The 18,886-nt window shown below is 54.0% G+C and carries 19 protein-coding genes; 14 read left to right on the top strand and 5 right to left on the bottom strand.

The window, feature by feature from the left end:
- Positions 1-2: 2 nt before the first annotated feature.
- Positions 3-1,163: a cystathionine gamma-synthase gene (gene metB, locus SGR01S_RS22170; protein ID WP_061808612.1), complete on the bottom strand. Its 1,161-nt coding sequence runs from the start codon at positions 1,161-1,163 to the stop codon at positions 3-5.
- 317 nt (positions 1,164-1,480) lie between these two features.
- On the opposite strand from metB, the gene metJ reads away from it, so the two are divergent.
- Positions 1,481-1,798 carry a met regulon transcriptional regulator MetJ gene (gene metJ / locus SGR01S_RS22165; protein ID WP_012147461.1) on the top strand — a complete coding sequence of 106 codons (318 nt, stop codon included), beginning with the start codon at positions 1,481-1,483 and terminating at the stop codon, positions 1,796-1,798.
- 77 nt (positions 1,799-1,875) lie between these two features.
- On the opposite strand, the gene rpmE is transcribed toward metJ, so the two are convergent.
- The gene (gene rpmE / locus SGR01S_RS22160; protein ID WP_037425558.1) at positions 1,876-2,091 is read right to left on the bottom strand and encodes a 50S ribosomal protein L31; all 216 of its coding nucleotides are present in this window, start codon (positions 2,089-2,091) and stop codon (positions 1,876-1,878) included.
- A gap of 199 nt (positions 2,092-2,290) precedes the next feature.
- Here rpmE and priA point away from each other — a divergent pair, with 199 nt between their 5' ends.
- The 7 genes from priA to rraA all read left to right on the top strand — a co-directional run bounded on the left by priA (position 2,291) and on the right by rraA (position 10,369).
- Positions 2,291-4,486 carry a primosomal protein N' gene (priA, locus tag SGR01S_RS22155; RefSeq protein WP_061808611.1) on the top strand — a complete coding sequence of 732 codons (2,196 nt, stop codon included), beginning with the start codon at positions 2,291-2,293 and terminating at the stop codon, positions 4,484-4,486.
- A gap of 289 nt (positions 4,487-4,775) precedes the next feature.
- On the top strand, positions 4,776-5,804 hold the full coding sequence (gene cytR, locus SGR01S_RS22150) for a DNA-binding transcriptional regulator CytR (RefSeq protein WP_037425563.1): 1,029 nt from the start codon (positions 4,776-4,778) through the stop codon (positions 5,802-5,804).
- Positions 5,805-5,869: 65 nt separating this feature from the next.
- The gene (ftsN, locus tag SGR01S_RS22145; RefSeq protein WP_061808610.1) at positions 5,870-6,814 is read left to right on the top strand and encodes a cell division protein FtsN; all 945 of its coding nucleotides are present in this window, start codon (positions 5,870-5,872) and stop codon (positions 6,812-6,814) included.
- A gap of 102 nt (positions 6,815-6,916) precedes the next feature.
- Positions 6,917-7,447, top strand: coding sequence for an ATP-dependent protease subunit HslV (gene hslV / locus SGR01S_RS22140; protein ID WP_004953184.1), 531 nt, complete (start codon positions 6,917-6,919; stop codon positions 7,445-7,447).
- 12 nt (positions 7,448-7,459) lie between these two features.
- On the top strand, positions 7,460-8,794 hold the full coding sequence (hslU, locus tag SGR01S_RS22135; protein WP_037425568.1) for an ATP-dependent protease ATPase subunit HslU: 1,335 nt from the start codon (positions 7,460-7,462) through the stop codon (positions 8,792-8,794).
- A 91-nt stretch (positions 8,795-8,885) separates the two neighbouring features.
- Positions 8,886-9,803: a 1,4-dihydroxy-2-naphthoate polyprenyltransferase gene (locus SGR01S_RS22130; protein ID WP_037425571.1), complete on the top strand. Its 918-nt coding sequence runs from the start codon at positions 8,886-8,888 to the stop codon at positions 9,801-9,803.
- An 80-nt stretch (positions 9,804-9,883) separates the two neighbouring features.
- A complete protein-coding gene (gene rraA, locus SGR01S_RS22125) occupies positions 9,884-10,369 on the top strand; it encodes a ribonuclease E activity regulator RraA (protein ID WP_020837546.1) in 486 nt (161 codons plus the stop codon).
- Between the two features lie 56 nt (positions 10,370-10,425).
- Here rraA and zapB read toward each other — a convergent pair whose 3' ends face one another.
- A complete protein-coding gene (gene zapB, locus SGR01S_RS22120) occupies positions 10,426-10,665 on the bottom strand; it encodes a septal ring assembly protein ZapB (protein ID WP_012147470.1) in 240 nt (79 codons plus the stop codon).
- A gap of 540 nt (positions 10,666-11,205) precedes the next feature.
- On the opposite strand from zapB, the gene SGR01S_RS22115 reads away from it, so the two are divergent.
- From SGR01S_RS22115 to glpX, 3 genes are all read left to right on the top strand, one after another.
- Positions 11,206-12,051 (top strand): MIP/aquaporin family protein, encoded by an 846-nt coding sequence (locus tag SGR01S_RS22115; protein WP_037425575.1) that lies wholly within the window; start codon positions 11,206-11,208, stop codon positions 12,049-12,051.
- Positions 12,052-12,093: 42 nt separating this feature from the next.
- On the top strand, positions 12,094-13,602 hold the full coding sequence (gene glpK / locus SGR01S_RS22110; protein ID WP_061808609.1) for a glycerol kinase GlpK: 1,509 nt from the start codon (positions 12,094-12,096) through the stop codon (positions 13,600-13,602).
- A gap of 131 nt (positions 13,603-13,733) precedes the next feature.
- Positions 13,734-14,744: a class II fructose-bisphosphatase gene (glpX, locus tag SGR01S_RS22105; RefSeq protein WP_037425579.1), complete on the top strand. Its 1,011-nt coding sequence runs from the start codon at positions 13,734-13,736 to the stop codon at positions 14,742-14,744.
- 30 nt (positions 14,745-14,774) lie between these two features.
- On the opposite strand, the gene emrD is transcribed toward glpX, so the two are convergent.
- Positions 14,775-15,959, bottom strand: a complete 1,185-nt coding sequence (gene emrD / locus SGR01S_RS22100; RefSeq protein WP_037425581.1) for a multidrug efflux MFS transporter EmrD — start codon at positions 15,957-15,959, stop codon at positions 14,775-14,777.
- A gap of 296 nt (positions 15,960-16,255) precedes the next feature.
- Here emrD and SGR01S_RS22095 point away from each other — a divergent pair, with 296 nt between their 5' ends.
- Both SGR01S_RS22095 and fpr read left to right on the top strand, forming a co-directional pair.
- Positions 16,256-16,879, top strand: coding sequence for a helix-turn-helix transcriptional regulator (locus SGR01S_RS22095; RefSeq protein WP_061808608.1), 624 nt, complete (start codon positions 16,256-16,258; stop codon positions 16,877-16,879).
- Positions 16,880-16,882: 3 nt separating this feature from the next.
- Positions 16,883-17,629 (top strand): ferredoxin--NADP(+) reductase, encoded by a 747-nt coding sequence (fpr, locus tag SGR01S_RS22090; RefSeq protein WP_037425585.1) that lies wholly within the window; start codon positions 16,883-16,885, stop codon positions 17,627-17,629.
- Between the two features lie 8 nt (positions 17,630-17,637).
- Here fpr and SGR01S_RS22085 read toward each other — a convergent pair whose 3' ends face one another.
- Positions 17,638-18,063 carry a DUF805 domain-containing protein gene (locus SGR01S_RS22085; RefSeq protein WP_037425588.1) on the bottom strand — a complete coding sequence of 142 codons (426 nt, stop codon included), beginning with the start codon at positions 18,061-18,063 and terminating at the stop codon, positions 17,638-17,640.
- A 200-nt stretch (positions 18,064-18,263) separates the two neighbouring features.
- Here SGR01S_RS22085 and SGR01S_RS22080 point away from each other — a divergent pair, with 200 nt between their 5' ends.
- Entirely contained in the window at positions 18,264-18,854 is a 591-nt protein-coding gene (locus SGR01S_RS22080) for a DUF1454 family protein (RefSeq protein WP_037425592.1), read from the top strand.
- Positions 18,855-18,886 lie beyond the last annotated feature (32 nt).

Genomic DNA, 18,886 nt, shown 5'->3' with positions numbered 1-18,886 from the left:
GCTTACCTCGTTGCCGCCGCCTGGAAGGCTCGTTCCAGATCGGCAATCAAATCTTCACTGTCTTCAATACCCACGGAGATACGCAGCAGGCTCTCGGAAATACCGGCCGCCGCACGGGCTTCTGCCGCCATACCTGCATGGGTCATGGTCGCTGCATGCGAGATCAGGCTTTCTACGCCGCCCAACGATTCTGCCAGAGTAAACAACTCAAGGGCAGACAGAAAACGACGCAGTAGCGCTTCATCACCGTCCAGTTCAAAGCTGAGCATCGCGCCAAAGCCGCGTTGCTGACGACGTGCAATCTCGTGCCCAGGGTTCTGTGGCAGAGAAGGATGATACAGCTTTTTCACTAAGGGTTGCTGCTGTAAATAACTGACAATTGCTTCGGCGTTTTGTTGCGCAGCTTTAATGCGTGGCGACAGGGTACGCATACCACGCAGCAACAAATAGCTGTCGAATGCCCCCCCCGTCACACCGATATTGTTGGCCCACCAGGCCAGCTCCACCGCCAGATCTTTATCTTTGGCGATGACTGCTCCGGCCACAACGTCAGAATGGCCATTGAGGTATTTAGTGCAGGAGTGCACCACCAGATCCGCACCCAGGCTGATAGGCTGTTGCAATGCCGGGCTAAGGAAGGTGTTGTCCACTACAGTTAATGCACCCGCTGCATGGGCTGCATCACAAATCGCCGCAATGTCCACGACACGCAGCAGCGGATTGCTTGGGCTTTCAATTAGCACCAGTTTGGGCTTTTGCGCCAACGCTTGCTGCAACGCTTCTTCATTCCCCTGATCGACAAATAGCACGCGGTAAGCACCACGCTTGCTCAGGCTGTCGAACAGACGATAACTACCACCATAACAATCATGTGGAGCCACCAGGAGATCGCCGGGTTGCAGGAACACGGTTGTCACCAGATGGATCGCCGACATCCCGCTGCTGGTCATGACTGCACCCGCACCACCTTCCAACTCTGCCAGTGCACGCTGCACCACATCACGCGTTGGGTTACCGCGGCGTGAATAGTCATGAGCACGAGGCTGGTTGAAGTCAGTAAAATTATAGGTACTGGACAGGTGGATCGGCGGGACAACGCAGCCATACTGTTCGTCATCGTTCAGGCCGCTACGTACGGCAATCGTGGCAGGTTTACGCGTCATAGGGTCTCTCGGCTCTCGGGATTCGGATGAATGAGGCCTAAAGATTAATCGCAGCAACGATAGACGTCAATACATCTGGACATCTAAACTTCTTTGCGTATAGATTGAGCAAAGCCCTAATACCCGCTAAAATTATGCCAGTTTGATATGACGATACGATGTTAACCCGGAATGCATAGGCGACACCTATTGATCGTCAGCATTCAGTGACCTTGGTCGCGTAAAATTGACATTTATTTAGTGAGAACAGTGAAGATCGGGCATAATTGGCCGGTTTTTAGAGTTTTGTAATTTTTCTGACAAATTTAAGGTGTCCCATGGCTGAGTGGAACGGCGAGTATGTCAGCCCTTACGCTGAACACGGTAAAAAAAGCGAGCAAGTAAAAAAAATCACGGTATCCATTCCGCTGAAGGTTCTGAAAATCCTCACCGATGAACGGACGCGTCGCCAGGTCAATAACCTGCGCCATGCCACCAACAGCGAATTGCTGTGCGAAGCATTTCTGCACGCCTTTACCGGCCAGCCGCTGCCGAACGACGAAGACCTGCGCAAAGAACGCAGCGATGAAATCCCGGAAGCCGCGAAACTGCTGATGCGTGAATTGGGTGTGGATCCCGATACCTGGGAATATTAAGTGCCGGTCTGCGAATGCAGACGGTAGAAACGAAAAAAGGCGCCGAAGGCGCCTTTTTCATCTGACGATAAGAAATCTTATTTCTTAGCGCCTGGCACGCTGAAACGCTTGTTGAAGCGGTCAACGCGGCCACCGGTAGCAACATCACGCTGCTTGCCAGTGTAGAACGGGTGGCATGCGCCACAAACGTCCAGGTTCAGATCGTGACCCACGGTAGAGCGGATTTTGATCACGTTACCGCAAGAGCAGTTAGCAGTAACTTCTTCGTATTTTGGGTGGATACCTTGTTTCATGGGAAACCTCAGTTAAGGCCGTGTCGCTATCCAGCCCTGTTTCGCCAGACACCACACGTGGTTGATAATAAAATTTGGTATCGAATTATACCAAAGGCGGCAAATTATACAGAATTAAAAGTGCCGCGCAATCGGAACCGTACATTTGCCAGTGCGCCGTGTAAACTAATGAACTGTTTTTTTTACTCTGGATGACCCCATGCCTGTTGTTCACGTTGCTTTGCCGGTACCCCTCGCTCGTACCTTCGACTATCTGCTGCCGCAAGGTCTGCAGCCGGTGGTTGGCGCACGCGTGGGCGTTCCCTGGGGTAAGCAACGGGCGATAGGTATCGTCACTGGTTGTAGCGAGACCAGCGAATTACCGCTGGATAAACTCAAGCCAATCGACAGCGTGATCGACAATGTTTCCCTGTTCTCTCCCAGCCTGTGGCGCATCCTGTGCTGGGCCAGTGACTATTATCATTACCCAATCGGCGAGGTGCTGTTTCACGCACTGCCGATCCTGCTGCGCCAGGGAAAACCCGCCGAAACCGCGCCGTTATGGCAGTGGTTTGCCACCGAACAGGGCCGTGCCACTCTGCCGGAAAGCCTGAAACGTGCGCCTAAACAGCAACAGGCACTGGCCGCTTTGTTGCAACGCCCGGTCTATCGTCATCAGGTCAGTGAACTGGAGTTAACCGAAAGCGCGTTGCAAGCGCTACGCACGAAAGGGTTAATCGACTTACGGGCCCAGACAGTAGCAACACAGGACTGGCGACCAGGCTTTGAAGTACTGGGCGAACGGCTGCGGTTGAATACCGAACAGGCAACTGCCGTGGGCGCCATCCGCAGTGAGGACGACCAATTCGCCGCTTGGCTATTGGCCGGTGTCACCGGCTCCGGCAAAACCGAGGTCTATCTCAGCGTGCTGGAGAATATTCTGGCGAAGGGCAAGCAGGCATTAGTATTGGTGCCGGAGATCGGCCTGACGCCACAGACCATCGCTCGTTTTCGGGAACGTTTCAACGCGCCGGTGGACGTGCTGCATTCCGGCCTAAACGACAGTGAGCGTCTGTCAGTCTGGCTGCGCGCCCGCAGCGGGGAAGCAGCAATTGTCATCGGCACCCGTTCTGCGCTGTTTACGCCATTTTCACGCCTGGGCGTGATCATTATCGACGAAGAACACGACAGCTCTTATAAACAGCAGGAAGGCTGGCGCTACCATGCCCGCGATCTGGCGGTCTTCCGCGCCCGCGAGGAAAACATCCCAATGGTGATGGGCTCTGCTACGCCCGCTCTGGAAACGCTGCACAATGTGCAATTGGGTAAATACCGTCAACTCAAACTCACCCAGCGTGCCGGTAACGCCAAACCGGCAACGCAGCACTTGATCGATCTAAAAGGTCTTCCGCTGAAGGTTGGCCTGTCACAACCGTTGCTGAAAAGCATGCAGCACCATTTAAAGGCCGGCAATCAGGTGATGCTGTTCCTCAATCGCCGCGGCTACGCACCAGCGCTGCTGTGCCACGAGTGCGGCTGGATCGCCGAGTGCCAACGCTGTGATCATTATTACACCTTCCACCAAAACCAGCGGCAACTGCGCTGCCACCACTGTGACAGCCAACGCCCAGTGCCTCATCAATGCCCGCAGTGTGGATCAACGCATCTGGTGTCAGTCGGTGTCGGCACCGAACAGTTGGAAAATGAACTGGCGCCACTGTTCCCGGAAACACCAATCACCCGTATCGATCGCGACACCACCAGCCGTAAAGGCTCGCTCGAACAACATCTGGCAGATATTCACCGTGGCGGTTCACGCATTTTGATCGGTACTCAAATGTTGGCAAAAGGCCACCATTTCCCAGATGTAACGTTAGTGGCACTGCTGGACGTTGACGGTGCACTGTTCTCGGCCGATTTCCGTTCCGCAGAACGCTTTGCACAGTTATATACCCAGGTATCCGGTCGTGCAGGTCGCGCGGGCAAACCGGGTGAGGTGTTGTTGCAAACACACCACCCGGAACACCCGTTACTGCAAATTCTGTTGCAACAGGGCTACGATGCCTTTGCCAAACAGACACTGGCAGAACGCAATAGCGTATTCCTTCCGCCGTATACCAGCCATATCATCGTGCGTTCGGAAGATCACGATAACCAACAGGCACCGCAATTCCTGCAGCAACTGCGTAATCTGTTGGAAGCCAGCCCATTGAAAGATGATTCGCTCTGGGTGATGGGGCCTGTCCCGGCACTGCAGTCAAAACGCGGTGGTCGCTTCCGCTGGCAACTCTTGTTGCAGCACCCTTCCCGGCGGGTGTTACAACAGTTGATGAAGAGTTCCCTGCCACTGGTTGGTACCCTACCGCAGGCACGTAAGGTGAAGTGGACGTTAGACATCGATCCGATAGACAGCTGAACCCAGAAAAGTCTGATTCAGTTCATGCAATGCAAACGTTTACCCTTGAAATTGCGAGCGAACGCTAAAAAACCTTCACAGGTCACACTTTTTATGCAAATTAGGTAACAAAGGCAGGACATATTCTGTTTAGAATATCTCTGAAAGCAATTTTGTCACCTCTTGCAGCACAGTGGCGGAATGTTTAAGCGCGGATGGCGCTAAATGATAACAACACCACCGCACGCCCGAATTTGTGAGCAAACTGAAGTCGTCGCGTTGGCATGGGGCTAACGCAAGGAGAAAGGCGTTGGAACACAAGAAAGAATTATCCATGGCAACCATGAAAGACGTTGCCGAAATGGCGGGCGTTTCAACGGCAACCGTGTCGCGTGCGCTGATGAACCCGGAAAAGGTGTCAACGCCGACGCGCCAAAAAGTGGAACAGGCCGTGCTGGCCGTGGGTTACTCTCCTCATGCCCTCTCACGCAATATCAAACGCAACGAATCCCGCACCATCCTGGTGATCGTCCCCGACATTTGCGATCCGTTTTTTGCCGATGTGATCCAGGGGATCGAGCAAACAGCAGCACAACAGGGCTATCTGGTGCTCATTGGCGACTGCGCACAGCAAAATCAGCAGGAACGCACGTTCGTTAATTTGATTATTACCAAACAAATCGACGGCATGCTGCTGCTCGGCTCCAACTTGCCGTTTGATGCCAGCAAAGAAGAACAACGTAATCTGCCACCGATGGTGATGGCCAACGAGTTTGCCCCGGAACTCGAACTGCCGACGGTACACATCGATAATCTTACCGCCGCCTTCGAAGCCGTACATTATTTACACCAGCTCGGACACAAGCAAATCGCCTGTGTCGCTGGGCCAGAACAGATGCCGCTCAGCCATTATCGGTTGCAAGGTTATATTCAGGCGCTACGTCGTAATGGCATTAGCGTCGAAAGCAGCTATATTACCCGGGGTGATTTCACCTACGAAGCTGGTGCTCAGGCACTGGCGACGCTGATGGCACAGCCAAAACCACCGACGGCAATTTTCTGCCACAGTGACGTCATGGCGATCGGCGTGTTGTCGCAGGCGAAAAAGATGGGGCTGCGCGTACCGCAGGACCTTTCCATCGTCGGCTTTGACGACATCAAATTAGCGCAATATTGCGATCCACCGTTAACCACCGTGGCTCAACCGCGCTACCAGATTGGCCAGCAAGCAATGCTGTTGCTGTTGGAGCAGTTACACGGACAGACCGTGGCAAGCGGCTCCCGGCTATTAGACAGTGAATTGATTATCAGAGGCAGCACTGCTGCCCCTAAACGCTAGTCAAATATTTTAGGGTTCAGTAACATGACGGACTTATCCCCTCATCAGGACACAGCGGAATAATAGTGGCACAAAAAGACTATGTAAGCCGTGGGCGCGCAGCAGGAGCTAAGCGTAAACCCCCCAGCCGTAAAAAACGCAGTTCTCCGAAGGTCTCCAAAACCGTGTTGGCGTTGGCCGTCGCACTGCTGGTGATTTTTATCGGTGGCCTCTATTTCATTACGCACAACAAGCCGGATGATACGCCGCTGCTGCCTGTGCACAGCACTCGTCCAGGTAACGGCCTACCGCCGAAACCGGAAGAGCGTTGGCGCTACATCAAAGAGCTGGAAAATCGTCAGATTGGCGTACAAACCCCGACCGAACCTACGGCCGGCGGCGAAGCCAGTTCCAAAACACAACTGACGGCTGAACAGCGCCAACTGTTGGATCAGATGCAGGCGGATATGCAACAGCGTCCAACACAGCTCAATGAAGTGCCGTATAACGATCCTTCACAAGCCGCTGTACGCAATAGCCGTCTGCAACAGCAGCAAATGCAACAACAGCAGGTGCAGCAGCAGCCCATACAGCAACCACAGGTAACGCAACCGCGTAATCCATTTAACAACAGCGCGACAACGCAACCTGTGCAGCAACAGGCGCAGCCGAAACCTAAGCCGCAGCCGGTTACACCGCCGCCGGCACAGGTTAAGCATCCTGAGCCAAAACCGCAGCCGAAACCTGAGGCCAAGCCGGAAGTCAGTCAGGAAACGGTCAAGCAGGAAACCAAGCCAGAATCGAAGCAGAAGTGGATGGTGCAGTGCGGTTCATTCCGCGCGACCGATCAGGCAGAGTCTGTGCGTGCACGCCTGGCGTTTGAAGGCATCGAAAGCCGCATCACCGCGGGTGGTGGCTGGAATCGCGTGGTACTCGGTCCTTACAGCAACCGGGCTGTTGCGGACAAAACCCTGTCGCGCCTGAAGGGCGTAGGCATGTCAAGTTGCATTCCCCTCTCCGTTGGGGGTTGAAAAGCGTCAATCCCCCCCCATCTATACTCTCAATATGCCTCGTAGTGTCTGCGCAAGCAGATGCTGCGAGGGCTTCTTTCCGTCTTCAACGAGGGTCTGCTCGTGACAACAATTGTAAGCGTACGCCGCAACGGCCAGGTAGTGATCGGTGGCGATGGCCAGGCCACCTTGGGCAATACGGTAATGAAGGGCAACGTCAAGAAAGTGCGTCGCCTGTATAACGACAAAGTAATTGCTGGTTTCGCCGGTGGTACTGCGGATGCCTTCACGCTGTTTGAGCTGTTCGAGCGCAAGCTGGAAATGCACCAGGGTCACCTGGTGAAAGCAGCCGTTGAACTGGCGAAAGACTGGCGTACCGACCGCATGCTGCGCAAACTCGAAGCCCTGCTGGCTGTCGCAGATGAACACTCATCGCTGATCATCACCGGTAACGGTGACGTGATCCAGCCTGAAAATGATTTGATTGCGATTGGCTCCGGCGGTCCATACGCCCAGGCAGCCGCCCGCGCGATGTTGGAAAATACCGAACTGAGCGCCCGCGAAATTGTTGATAAGTCCCTCAACATCGCCGGTGACATCTGTATTTACACCAACCATTTCCACACCATTGAAGAATTGCCTTCCAAAGCGTAAGGATCGAATACTATGTCTGAAATGACCCCGCGCGAGATCGTCAGCGAACTGGACAGCTACATCATTGGCCAGAACAAAGCCAAACGTGCCGTTGCCATTGCCCTGCGTAACCGCTGGCGCCGGATGCAGCTTAACGAGATGCTGCGCCATGAAGTCACGCCAAAGAACATTCTCATGATCGGCCCGACCGGTGTCGGTAAAACCGAAATTGCCCGTCGTCTGGCAAAACTGGCTAACGCCCCGTTCATCAAGGTTGAAGCCACCAAGTTCACTGAAGTGGGCTATGTCGGTAAAGAAGTGGATTCAATTATCCGCGACCTGACCGATGCCGCGATCAAAATGGTGCGCTTGCAGTCGATTGATAAGAACCGTACCCGCGCCGAAGAGCTGGCGGAAGAACGTATTCTCGACGTGCTGATCCCACCGGCCAAGAACAACTGGGGCCAGTCGGAAGAACATCAGGAGCCGTCTGCTGCTCGCCAGGCATTCCGCAAGAAACTGCGTGAAGGCCAGTTGGACGACAAAGAAATTGAGATCGATCTGGCTGCTGCGCCGATGGGTGTGGAAATCATGGCACCTCCGGGCATGGAAGAGATGACCAACCAGCTGCAATCGATGTTCCAAAACCTCGGTGGTCAAAAGCAGAAACCGCGCAAGCTGAAGATCAAAGAAGCCTTCAAGCTGCTGGTGGAAGAAGAAGCGGCCAAACTGGTTAACCCAGAAGAGCTGAAAGAACAGGCGATCGAAGCGGTTGAGCAACACGGCATCGTGTTCATCGACGAAATCGACAAAATCTGTAAGCGTGGTGGCCAAAGCTCTGGCCCTGACGTGTCTCGTGAAGGCGTGCAGCGCGACCTGCTGCCATTGGTGGAAGGCTGTACTGTTTCTACCAAGCACGGCATGGTGAAAACCGATCACATTCTGTTTATCGCCTCCGGTGCCTTCCAGACTGCCAGCCCATCAGACTTGATCCCGGAACTGCAGGGTCGCCTGCCAATCCGCGTTGAGCTGCAAGCGCTGACCACTGAAGATTTCGAGCGTATTCTGACCGAGCCAAGCGCTTCGTTGACCGAGCAATACAAAGCGCTGATGGGTACTGAAGGCGTGAATATCGAATTCACCGCTGAAGGCATCCGCCGCATCGCTGAAGCCGCATGGCAGGTTAACGAAAGCACCGAAAACATCGGCGCACGTCGCTTACATACCGTGCTTGAGCGTCTGATGGAAGATATTTCCTATGATGCGAGTGAAATTAACGGTCAATCCATTACAATTGATGCGGATTACGTACGTAATCATCTGGATGAACTGGTAGCAGATGAAGATTTGAGTCGTTTTATCCTATAATCGCTCAATCATGTCCAGTCAGTCATCTGTGGGAGGCATTGCCTCCCACAATTATTTCTAGCGGACACAGCCACTTACTCTGAAGCGAAAAATGAGCTCATCAACTACCACCTCCCCGGCCAGAGCCTGGCTTGAAAGTTTACGACCACGCACTCTACCGCTGGCCTTTGCATCGATCGTCGTCGGTTCCGCCATTGCTGCCTGGCAAGGCAGTCTGAAACCCGGCGTCGCACTGCTGGCATTGCTGACCGCCGGTCTACTGCAAATACTCTCCAACCTGGCGAATGACTATGGCGATGCGGTAAAAGGCAGCGACAAAGAAGACCGCATTGGGCCGCTACGCGGTATGCAAAAGGGGATGATCACCCAGGCGCAGATGAAGCGCGCTCTGGTAGTAACGGTTGTATTGATCGCCATCGCAGGTTGTTCACTGATCGCCGTCGCCTGTGAGCAACCCAGTGACGTCGTGGGCTTCCTGGTGCTGGGTGGGCTTTCTATCGTCGCAGCCATTACCTATACCGTCGGTACCAAACCCTATGGCTATCTGGGACTTGGCGACATCTCGGTGCTGGTGTTCTTCGGCTGGCTGAGCGTGGCAGGTACCTACTACCTGCAAACCCATGCGTTTGACAGCATCGTGATGCTACCTGCCACCGCGTGCGGCCTGTTGGCTGCAGCGGTACTCAATATTAATAATTTGCGCGATATCGAAAGCGATCGTGCTAACGGCAAAAATACGTTGGCAGTACGGCTCGGGCCACAGAAAGCTCGCTATTACCATGTACTACTGCTGATCGGGGCGGTGGTGTGCTTTGCACTGTTTACGCTGCTCAACCTGCATAGCCTGTGGGGCTGGCTGTTTGTGTTGGCGATTCCCCTCTTGGTACGACATGGCCTGCGGGTGTTGCGTGATCCGACGCCAGCCGGCATGCGGCCAATGCTGGAACACATGGTCAAGGCAGCCCTTCTGGCCAATGTGTTGTTTGCTGTCGGTGTGGTGCTCAGTTAGCCATCGAACTGATGATTTTGCCAACAGGGCGGATAAAGGGATATACTGGTTATTCCAGCGGCAAACAGACGTAAAATCCTATGAAATACGATACTTCCGAACTTTGCGACATCTATCACGAAGAGGTGAACGTAGTTGAGCCTCTATTCTCCAATTTTGGCGGGCGTACTTCATTTGGCGGGCAAATCACTACGGTGAAATGCTTTGAGGATAACGGCCTGTTATTCGAGCTGCTTGAAGAAAACGGGCGCGGTCGCGTCCTGGTGATTGACGGCGGCGGCTCGGTACGCCGTGCCCTGATCAACGCAGAGTTGGCACGCCTGGCTACCCAGAACGAATGGGAAGGCATCGTTGTGTACGGTGCAGTGCGTCAGGTGGACGATTTGGAAGAGTTGGACATCGGCATTCAGGCGATGGCAGCCATTCCTGTCGGTGCCGCCAGTGAAAGTATTGGCGAAAGCGATATCCGCGTTAACTTTGGCGGTGTGACCTTCTTCTCCGGCGATCATCTGTATGCCGACAATACCGGTATTATTCTGTCTGAGGATCCTCTCGACATCGAGTAATCTTCAGATATGAAAAAGGGCGCCTAAGGCGCCCTTTTCGATCGTGCAATACGGAATCAGACTTCTTCCATTTTGCCCAACAGCGCGCGCAGGCGGTCTTGCCATACGTGCTGCTCTTCTTTCAGTTGCTGGTTTTCACGTACCAGCGATTCGTGGTTGCCAGAGGCAGCCTGAACTTCCTGAGACAGAGTATTGTTTTTGTCTTTCAGCTCTTCAATTTCCATCTGCAGCAGGGTGATGGTATCGATCGCCTGCTGAACTTTTGATTCCAATTTCTCAAATACTTCAAATGACATGCTTCAGTCCCCTCATGATAGCAAGGCGTACATCTATAGGTAACGGCCGCAACTCAGGTTGCAACTGCTGCGAATATGCATCGCGCCAAGTGACACACGCTTTTATTGAAAATAACGCGCCTGTCCCGATAAAACGCTTCTTTCGATAAAAACGATTGTAAGTAGCCTGTCCCCGACTGTCTAGCAACATCCGGCTCATCGCGCAGTCTGTTGCAATTTTCCTGCCTTCGCCATCAGCAAAAACTGAAAATATTCGCAGCCTGCAAAATCGTTTTGTTAACAGTCGGTGGCGAAAGCACTGGTCAGATCACACTTTTATGGAGCAGAAAGAACACAGAACGACGCGAATTCGCTCAATTTTATGACGAAGCACACACATTTTGATTTCGCTATTTCTCGTTTATGTTCGTTAACGATAAATTTACATCACGTCCTCAATTAATAATTGGACGAGATGAAAAAAACTGTACCCATAGGCCAAATCGATACACACACTGAGCCTATAAACCTATAACCGCCGTTTTGCAGGACAACAACATTATGAGCCAAACCACCAGTCCGACCCTAAAAGGCCAGTGCATCGCTGAGTTCCTCGGCACCGGCCTGTTGATATTCTTTGGCGTAGGCTGCGTTGCCGCGCTGAAACTGGCTGGCGCCAGCTTCGGCCAATGGGAAATCAGTATCATTTGGGGCCTCGGCGTTGCCATGGCTATCTATCTGACCGCTGCCATCTCCGGTGCGCATCTCAACCCGGCAGTCACCATCGCATTGTGGCTGTTCGCCTGCTTTGACGGACGCAAAGTACTCCCTTACATTGTCGCGCAGATCGCCGGAGCCTTCTGCGCAGCAGCCTTGGTCTACGGGTTGTATTACAACTTGTTCTACGACTTTGAAGCGGCCAACCATATGGTTCGCGGCAGTGATGCAAGCCTGGCCCTGGCTGGCATCTTCTCCACTTATCCTAATGCGCACATTTCTGTCGGCCAGGCTTTCCTGGTAGAGACCGTGATTACCGCAATTCTGATGTGCCTGATTTTGGCGCTGACCGACGACGGCAACGGCATTCCGCGTGGCCCACTGGCCCCATTGTTAATTGGTATTCTGATTGCCGTGATCGGCGCCTCTATGGGACCATTGACCGGCTTTGCACTGAACCCGGCGCGTGACTTCGGTCCTAAAATGTTCGCTTATCTGGCAGGCTGGGGCAAAGTGGCCTTCACCGGTGCACGTGATATTCCGTACTTCCTGGTGCCAATCTTTGGCCCAATCATCGGTGCCTGCCTGGGTGCCTTCGGCTACCGCATGCTCATTGGCCGCAATCTGCCGTGTGACGTTTGCGTAGAAGAAGAAAAACCCGCCGCCAAGGCTCAGCAGCGTAAAGCGTGATTGGCACAGTTTTAAACGGTTAACAACAGCAGGACTAAAATCATGACTGTAGAAAAAAAATACATTGTCGCTCTCGACCAGGGAACCACGAGTTCACGTGCCGTAGTGCTAGACCACAATGCCAATATTGTTGCGGTATCCCAGCGTGAATTCACGCAAATTTACCCGAAAGCCGGCTGGGTCGAGCATGATCCGATGGAGATCTGGTCTTCTCAGAGCTCAACGCTGGTAGAAGTGTTAGCGAAGGCAGACATCAATTCCGATCAAATCGCCGGTATCGGCATCACCAACCAGCGTGAAACCACCATCGTCTGGGAAAAAGAGACTGGTAAGCCAATTTATAACGCCATCGTCTGGCAATGCCGTCGTACCGCTGACATTTGCGAGAAGCTCAAACGCGATGGTATGGAAGAGTACATCCGTCACAACACCGGCCTGGTGGTTGACCCGTACTTCTCCGGCACCAAAGTAAAATGGATCCTTGATAATGTAGAAGGCGCCCGTGAACGCGCCAAACGCGGCGAGCTGCTGTTCGGCACCGTTGATACCTGGCTGGTGTGGAAAATGACCCAAGGGCGGGTGCATGTGACCGATTACACCAACGCCTCGCGTACCATGATGTTCAACATCCATGAGCTGGACTGGGATGAACGCATGCTGGAAGCGCTGGACATCCCGCGTGCCATGTTGCCAAAAGTCCGCCCTTCTTCAGAAGTGTACGGTCAGACCAACATCGGCGGTAAAGGCGGTACACGTATTCCTATCGCCGGTATCGCTGGCGACCAGCAGGCGGCGCTATATGGCCAACTTTGCGTTCAACCGGGCATGGCAAAAAACACCTACGGCACTGGCTGCTTCTTGTTGATGAACACTGGCAAAGAAGCGGTGCGTTCTAGCCATGGCCTGCTGACCACTATCGCCTGCGGTCCACGCGGCGAAGTGAACTACGCGCTGGAAGGCGCAGTCTTCATCGGCGGCGCGTCTATTCAGTGGCTGCGCGATGAGCTGAAACTGATCAGCGATGCGGCCGACTCCGAATACTTTGCTACCAAGGTGAAAGACAGCAACGGCGTATACGTGGTGCCGGCCTTCACTGGTTTGGGTGCCCCTTACTGGGACCCGTATGCCCGTGGTGCGATCTTCGGTCTTACACGCGGTGCTAACAGTAACCACATCATCCGCGCAACACTGGAGTCTATCGCTTACCAGACACGCGACGTGCTGGATGCCATGCAGGCCGACTCCAACACCCGTCTGCAATCGCTGCGTGTGGACGGTGGTGCCGTTGCTAACAACTTCCTGATGCAGTTCCAGTCTGACATCCTCGGTACCCGTGTAGAGCGTCCTGAAGTGCGTGAGTCGACAGCACTCGGCGCGGCATTCCTGGCTGGCCTGGCTATCGGCTACTGGAATGACCTGGATGAAGTGAAGAGCAAGGCTGTTATCGAGCGTGAATTCCGCCCAAGCATTGAAACCACCGAACGTAACTTCCGTTACAGCGGCTGGAAAAAAGCGGTTGCCCGTGCACAAGCATGGGAAGAGCACGACTAACGCTGTTTGGTCAGGTTAATCCCATCACGCGCTGCCTCTAGGTGGCGCGTTTTTTTTGCCCCGCCCTCCCCATCGCCCGCTGTGATAAACTTTGTCGATATTTTCTCCCTTTATCACAGACAGGTTTTGCCATGAAACGTGAATTAGCCATCGAATTTTCCCGTGTTACCGAAGCCGCCGCACTGGCGGGCTACAAATGGTTGGGACGCGGCGATAAGAACGCCGCCGATGGTGCGGCGGTCAACGCAATGCGCATTATGCTCAATAAAGTGGATATCGATGGCCGCATCGTGATCGGCGAAGGCGAAATTGATGAAGCGCCAATGCTGTATATCGGCGAGCAGGTCGGCAGCGGCCAAGGTGATGCGGTGGATATCGCCGTCGATCCCATCGAAGGCACTCGCATGACCGCCATGGGCCAGCCCAATGCATTGGCCGTCCTGGCGGTAGGCGATCGCGGTACCTTTCTGCACGCTCCGGACATGTATATGGAAAAATTGGTGGTGGGTCCGGCAGCCCGCGGCGTTATCGATCTCAATTTGCCTCTGGCAGAGAACCTGAACAAGGTCGCAGCCTGTTTAGGCAAACCACTGAGCCAACTGACCGTCGTTATTCTGGCCAAGCCGCGGCATGATGGCGTGATCGCCCAGATGCAGCAGCTCGGAGTGCGTGTATTTGCCATCCCTGACGGCGACGTCGCGGCCTCTATCCTGACCTGTATGCCTGACAGCGAAGTCGACGTGATGTATGGCATCGGCGGCGCGCCTGAAGGGGTAATTTCCGCTGCGGTAATCCGTGCACTGGATGGCGATATGCAAGCGCGTCTGTTACCACGCCACCAGGTGAAGGGCGACAGCGCCGAGAATCGCCGCATCGGCGAAGAAGAACTCGCGCGCTGCAAAGAGATGGGCATTGAAGCTGGCAAGGTGTTGATGCTGGATGACATGGCACGCAACGACAACGTCATTTTCTCCGCAACCGGCATCACCAAAGGTGACCTACTGGAAGGTATCAGCCGTCAGGGTAATATGGCCACCACGGAAACGCTGTTAATCCGTGGTAAATCACGCACCATCCGCCGTATCCGTTCGACCCATTATCTGGATCGTAAAGACCCCGCTCTGCACGAATTTCTGTTGTAATGAAACAGGGCGCCAAAGGCGCCCTGTTTTTTAAACGGTATGACCCTGGTGCTGCATTCGGTTCGACAACGGCCACCAGCAAAGGAGTATCAACAGTGCCATGGCAAACATCAGCAAACCGAGGCTGAACTGCCCAGTCTGCGGCAACATGGCGGAAAGCCAGGTCGCCAGGCCAGAGCCCATATTTTGCATACCGCCTACCAACGCGCCTGCCGCCCCAGCCAGATAAGGGAAAGGCTCCATCGCGCCCGTCGTAGCCAGCGGGAACATCATCCCGGCACCGAAAAAGAACAATGCAGCCGGCACAATCAGCGTCCAGATATTCATCACGCCAAACCACCCAGGGATCCACATCATCAGACCCGCCAGCAGGCAACTAATGACAGAGTGCCACACCAAGCTGTGGAAGGTCTTGCCATCACGACCGGCGTACCAGGCACCAAAAAACGCCGCCGGGATCGGCAGAATAAACAAAATACTGACGGTCAGACCGCTCAAGCCCAGCACGCCGCCCATCAGCACACCACAACTGGCTTCAAACACAGCAATCCCCGCCAGTGCACCGATCAACATCACCAAATAACAACTGAACGTGCTATCGCCCAACAACTTGCGGAAACTCGCCAACATTCTCCGCTTTTCGGTCTGCTGCGGCCGGGTTTCCGGCAGCCAGCGAAACATGGCGAAAGCAACACCGATACACAGCACCAACAGGAAGGCATAACAGGCACGCCAACCAAATACCATCGCCAACGCCCCACCGATGATCGGTGCCAGCAGCGGGCTCACCAGGATCCCCATGTTAAGCAAGCTGTTAGCGTATCGCAGTGAGGTACCGGCATACAGGTCACGCGGCATCGTACGTGCCATCACTCCAGCCACGCCCGTACCCATCCCCTGAATAGCACTGGCAGCAACCAGCATCGTCAGGCTGCTGGACAGCAACGCTCCTGAGGCTCCAATCATGAAAATCATCATCCCAGCCAGGATCACCGGGCGACGGCCAATACGGTCAGACAGCGGACCGTAAATCAGTTGCGAGAAGCCATAGGTCATCAGATACGCCGCCATCACTCGCTGCACTGCACCGGAGCGCACCGACAGATCTTTAGCAATATCAGCAACAACAGGGACATAAATGGTTTGCGCCATCTGACCGACGGCCACCAACAGGGTAAGCATCACCAACAGGTGAAAGTTTTCTATTTTTCTCATTATCTTCGTTAACGTATTAACTCGTCACAGCGTCCCGGTATGGCTCGGAATTCAGCCAGAACGGCGAGCAGCCCTCTATGGCGGCATAAGCTAACAAATTTTATTTTTTTAGCGAGTTTCAGGAAGATATTGATCTCGGTCACAGTGGCAGCAAAGGCAACCAGCCACGTAAATTAAACTGTACGTCTAACGCTTAGGAGTTAACAATGACAAACTTTCAGTAGTTTGCCTTTAGCATTTAATCGATAATTATTTTCATCATCTTGAAATAAAATAACACCATAGGGATTGGGTTAATGAAGACACCAGAGCTGATTTTATTGCAGTTAAAAACCTTGGGGCCGCATTCCGCCAAAATGCTGGCTGAGCGTCTGGATATCACCCCAATGGGCATCCGTCAGCATCTGCAATCCCTGGAAAAACGTGAGTTGGTTTGTTACGAAGAGGCACGCACCAAAGTAGGTCGCCCTACGCGCTATTGGTCGCTGACCCATCAGGGTCATGCTCAGTTCGCCGATTGCCACGATACGTTGGCGACGGCGCTACTGGGCTCAGCGCAGCAGCTGTTTGGCACTGAAGGGGTAGAGCAGTTACTCAGTGTACGCGAAGATAAACTTTATCAACGCTATGCCGAAGAACTGTCAGAGGAGACTGGCCATCAGGCCAAACTCAACCGGTTAGTGCGCCTGCGGCAACACGACGGTTATATGGCCGAACTGTTTGAACATCCGCAAGGCATGCTACTGGTAGAAAACCACTGCCCTATTGGCATAGCAGCCACCGCCTGCAGCAGCCTATGTGATTCGGAACTACAGCTGTTTCACCGCCTGTTTGGTCACAGCTATCGCATAGAGCGTACAGCACATGCCATTTCCGGCTCACGACATTGCGCTTATTTGATTCGACCATTGGAGCTTTAGAGTATGGCTGACTGGGTTAAAGGCAAGGTTACGCAAGTCACGCAGTGGACCGACGGGCTGTTCAGTATTACCGTCCACGCTCCCATTGCTCCATTCATCGCGGGGCAATTTGCCAAATTGGCACTAGAGATTGACGGCGAACGCGTCCAACGCGCCTATTCCTATGTCAACGCCCCCAGCGATCCGAACCTGGAGTTTTACCTGGTCACCGTGCCGGAAGGCAAACTGAGCCCCCGCCTCAATCAGCTACAGCCTGGGTCGGAAGTAATGGTAACCAAAGAAGCTGCCGGGTTTTTCGTGCTGGAAGAAGTCCCCGAATGTGACACCCTGTGGATGCTGGCAACCGGTACTGCCATCGGCCCATACCTATCCATTCTGCAGGAAGGTAAAGACCTGGAGCGCTTCAAAAATCTGGTGCTGGTCCATGCCACCCGCTTTGCGCGTGATCTCAGCTACCTGCCACTGATGCAACAGCTGCAACAACGCTACAACGGCAAACTGCGTATTCAGACTGTCGTAAGCCGCGAGGAAGTCGCCGGCTCACTGACTGGCCGCGTACCGGCGCTGATTGAAGACGGCCGGCTGGAAGCGGCAGTAGGGTTAACGATCAATGCTGAAACTGACCACGTCATGTTGTGCGGTAACCCGCAAATGGTGCGGGATACCCAGCAGACGCTGAAAGATCAGCGGCAGATGCGCAAGCATCTGCGCCGCAAGCCTGGCCATATCACCAGCGAACACTACTGGTAACCCGTTCCTCAGTCTGCACTGAACTTCACTGGTTTGGCTGGCGGGCCAAAACGGTTATCCTCGGGCGTGCCGACAAACGCGCCCAAATCGATCATCATCATCACAATGATCAACGTCGGGATAAAACGCCCGACCCCCCACTGCCAAACCGGTGCCAGCATCTGCCAGTTTCCTGCTGCCAGCAACCATGCGACGATCAGTAACAATGCCCACCAACCGGCTTTATTACGGTCATGCAACCGCTTCACCAACACCGCCGCCGTTGGCCATAGCAGCCCGACGATAAAGAATGCAATGGTCTGGATATCCACCAGTTCGCGGCTGGCAAGAGAAAAAGCCACCGCCATCAGTACCAGCCACAGCACCATCCAAATCCAGAAGTCACGCCGCCCAATTCGGCCTTTAAACGAAAAGCACCACTGTTGTATTGTCATTGAATCCTGCGTTGTTAGCCTGCCCATAATCTGCCGCGCAGTGTAACATAGGCGCGGCATGGCGAAGGTTTCCGCCCTGCATTACGCGGAGTAACGCACAGCTTTCCTGTCAGCAAGCGATAATGGCACGGGATCTTTGACAATCCCCCTCGGTTATCGCTTTAATCGGAGCCATCTTTGTTCTTGATGCCGTGTATACCATGTTGAGAAAAACCATCGCCATCGCCTGCCTGTTGCTGAGTATCAGCAGCGCTTGGGCCGATCCGCCGGATGCCGCCGTCAGTGCGTCGCCTACCGCGCCGTACCTGCTCGCCGGGGCGCCGACGTTTGATCTGACGGTGGTGGAATTCCGCGAAAAATATAATCGCGACAACCCGAAATTGCCGATCGGTGAATTTCGCGCTATCGCAGCTGCCGAAGACGACACACCGCTGCTGACGCGTGCCGCCAGCAAGTTGAACGAAAATCTCTATGCCTCTACCGCATTGGAAAAAGGCACCGGCAAAATCAAAACGCTACAAATCACCCACCTGCCGCTGCAACAAACCGGCGAAGAGAAAGCCGCCCGCACCATCGCTATTAGCTATATGGCCGCACTGATGCGCCAGTTTGAAACCGCACTCACGGTGGATCAAAGCCTGAGCAAAGTGGCCACCCTGCTGGAAAAAGGCAAAGGTTCACGCTTTTACCAACAGCAGGTCGGTGCGATCCGCTATGTTGTGTCAGACAATGGCGATAAAGGGGTAACTTTCGCTGTTGAACCGGTTAAGCTGACGTTATCCGAGCCATAACAGCTGGCTATTTAATGACGAAAAGCAAAGCC

It is taken from the genome of Serratia grimesii NBRC 13537, from assembly GCF_001590905.1.
Classification (GTDB): domain Bacteria; phylum Pseudomonadota; class Gammaproteobacteria; order Enterobacterales; family Enterobacteriaceae; genus Serratia; species Serratia grimesii.
The sequence above is the reverse complement of the archived record's forward strand: the minus strand, read 5'-3'. Positions and strand labels throughout refer to the sequence as shown.

Excerpts from the sequence above, each read along its gene's own strand:
- rpmE (WP_037425558.1), bottom strand. The coding sequence starts at position 2,091 with ATGAAACAAGGTATCCACCCAAAATACGAAGAAGTTACTGCTAACTGC.
- SGR01S_RS22085 (WP_037425588.1), bottom strand. The coding sequence starts at position 18,063 with ATGACAATACAACAGTGGTGCTTTTCGTTTAAAGGCCGAATTGGGCGG.
- emrD (WP_037425581.1), bottom strand. The coding sequence starts at position 15,959 with ATGAGAAAAATAGAAAACTTTCACCTGTTGGTGATGCTTACCCTGTTG.
- zapB (WP_012147470.1), bottom strand. The coding sequence starts at position 10,665 with ATGTCATTTGAAGTATTTGAGAAATTGGAATCAAAAGTTCAGCAGGCG.
- metB (WP_061808612.1), bottom strand. The coding sequence starts at position 1,163 with ATGACGCGTAAACCTGCCACGATTGCCGTACGTAGCGGCCTGAACGAT.
- rraA (WP_020837546.1), top strand. The coding sequence starts at position 9,884 with ATGAAATACGATACTTCCGAACTTTGCGACATCTATCACGAAGAGGTG.
- hslU (WP_037425568.1), top strand. The coding sequence starts at position 7,460 with ATGTCTGAAATGACCCCGCGCGAGATCGTCAGCGAACTGGACAGCTAC.
- glpX (WP_037425579.1), top strand. The coding sequence starts at position 13,734 with ATGAAACGTGAATTAGCCATCGAATTTTCCCGTGTTACCGAAGCCGCC.
- metJ (WP_012147461.1), top strand. The coding sequence starts at position 1,481 with ATGGCTGAGTGGAACGGCGAGTATGTCAGCCCTTACGCTGAACACGGT.
- SGR01S_RS22080 (WP_037425592.1), top strand. The coding sequence starts at position 18,264 with ATGTTGAGAAAAACCATCGCCATCGCCTGCCTGTTGCTGAGTATCAGC.
- fpr (WP_037425585.1), top strand. The coding sequence starts at position 16,883 with ATGGCTGACTGGGTTAAAGGCAAGGTTACGCAAGTCACGCAGTGGACC.
- SGR01S_RS22130 (WP_037425571.1), top strand. The coding sequence starts at position 8,886 with ATGAGCTCATCAACTACCACCTCCCCGGCCAGAGCCTGGCTTGAAAGT.
- SGR01S_RS22115 (WP_037425575.1), top strand. The coding sequence starts at position 11,206 with ATGAGCCAAACCACCAGTCCGACCCTAAAAGGCCAGTGCATCGCTGAG.
- SGR01S_RS22095 (WP_061808608.1), top strand. The coding sequence starts at position 16,256 with ATGAAGACACCAGAGCTGATTTTATTGCAGTTAAAAACCTTGGGGCCG.
- priA (WP_061808611.1), top strand. The coding sequence starts at position 2,291 with ATGCCTGTTGTTCACGTTGCTTTGCCGGTACCCCTCGCTCGTACCTTC.
- glpK (WP_061808609.1), top strand. The coding sequence starts at position 12,094 with ATGACTGTAGAAAAAAAATACATTGTCGCTCTCGACCAGGGAACCACG.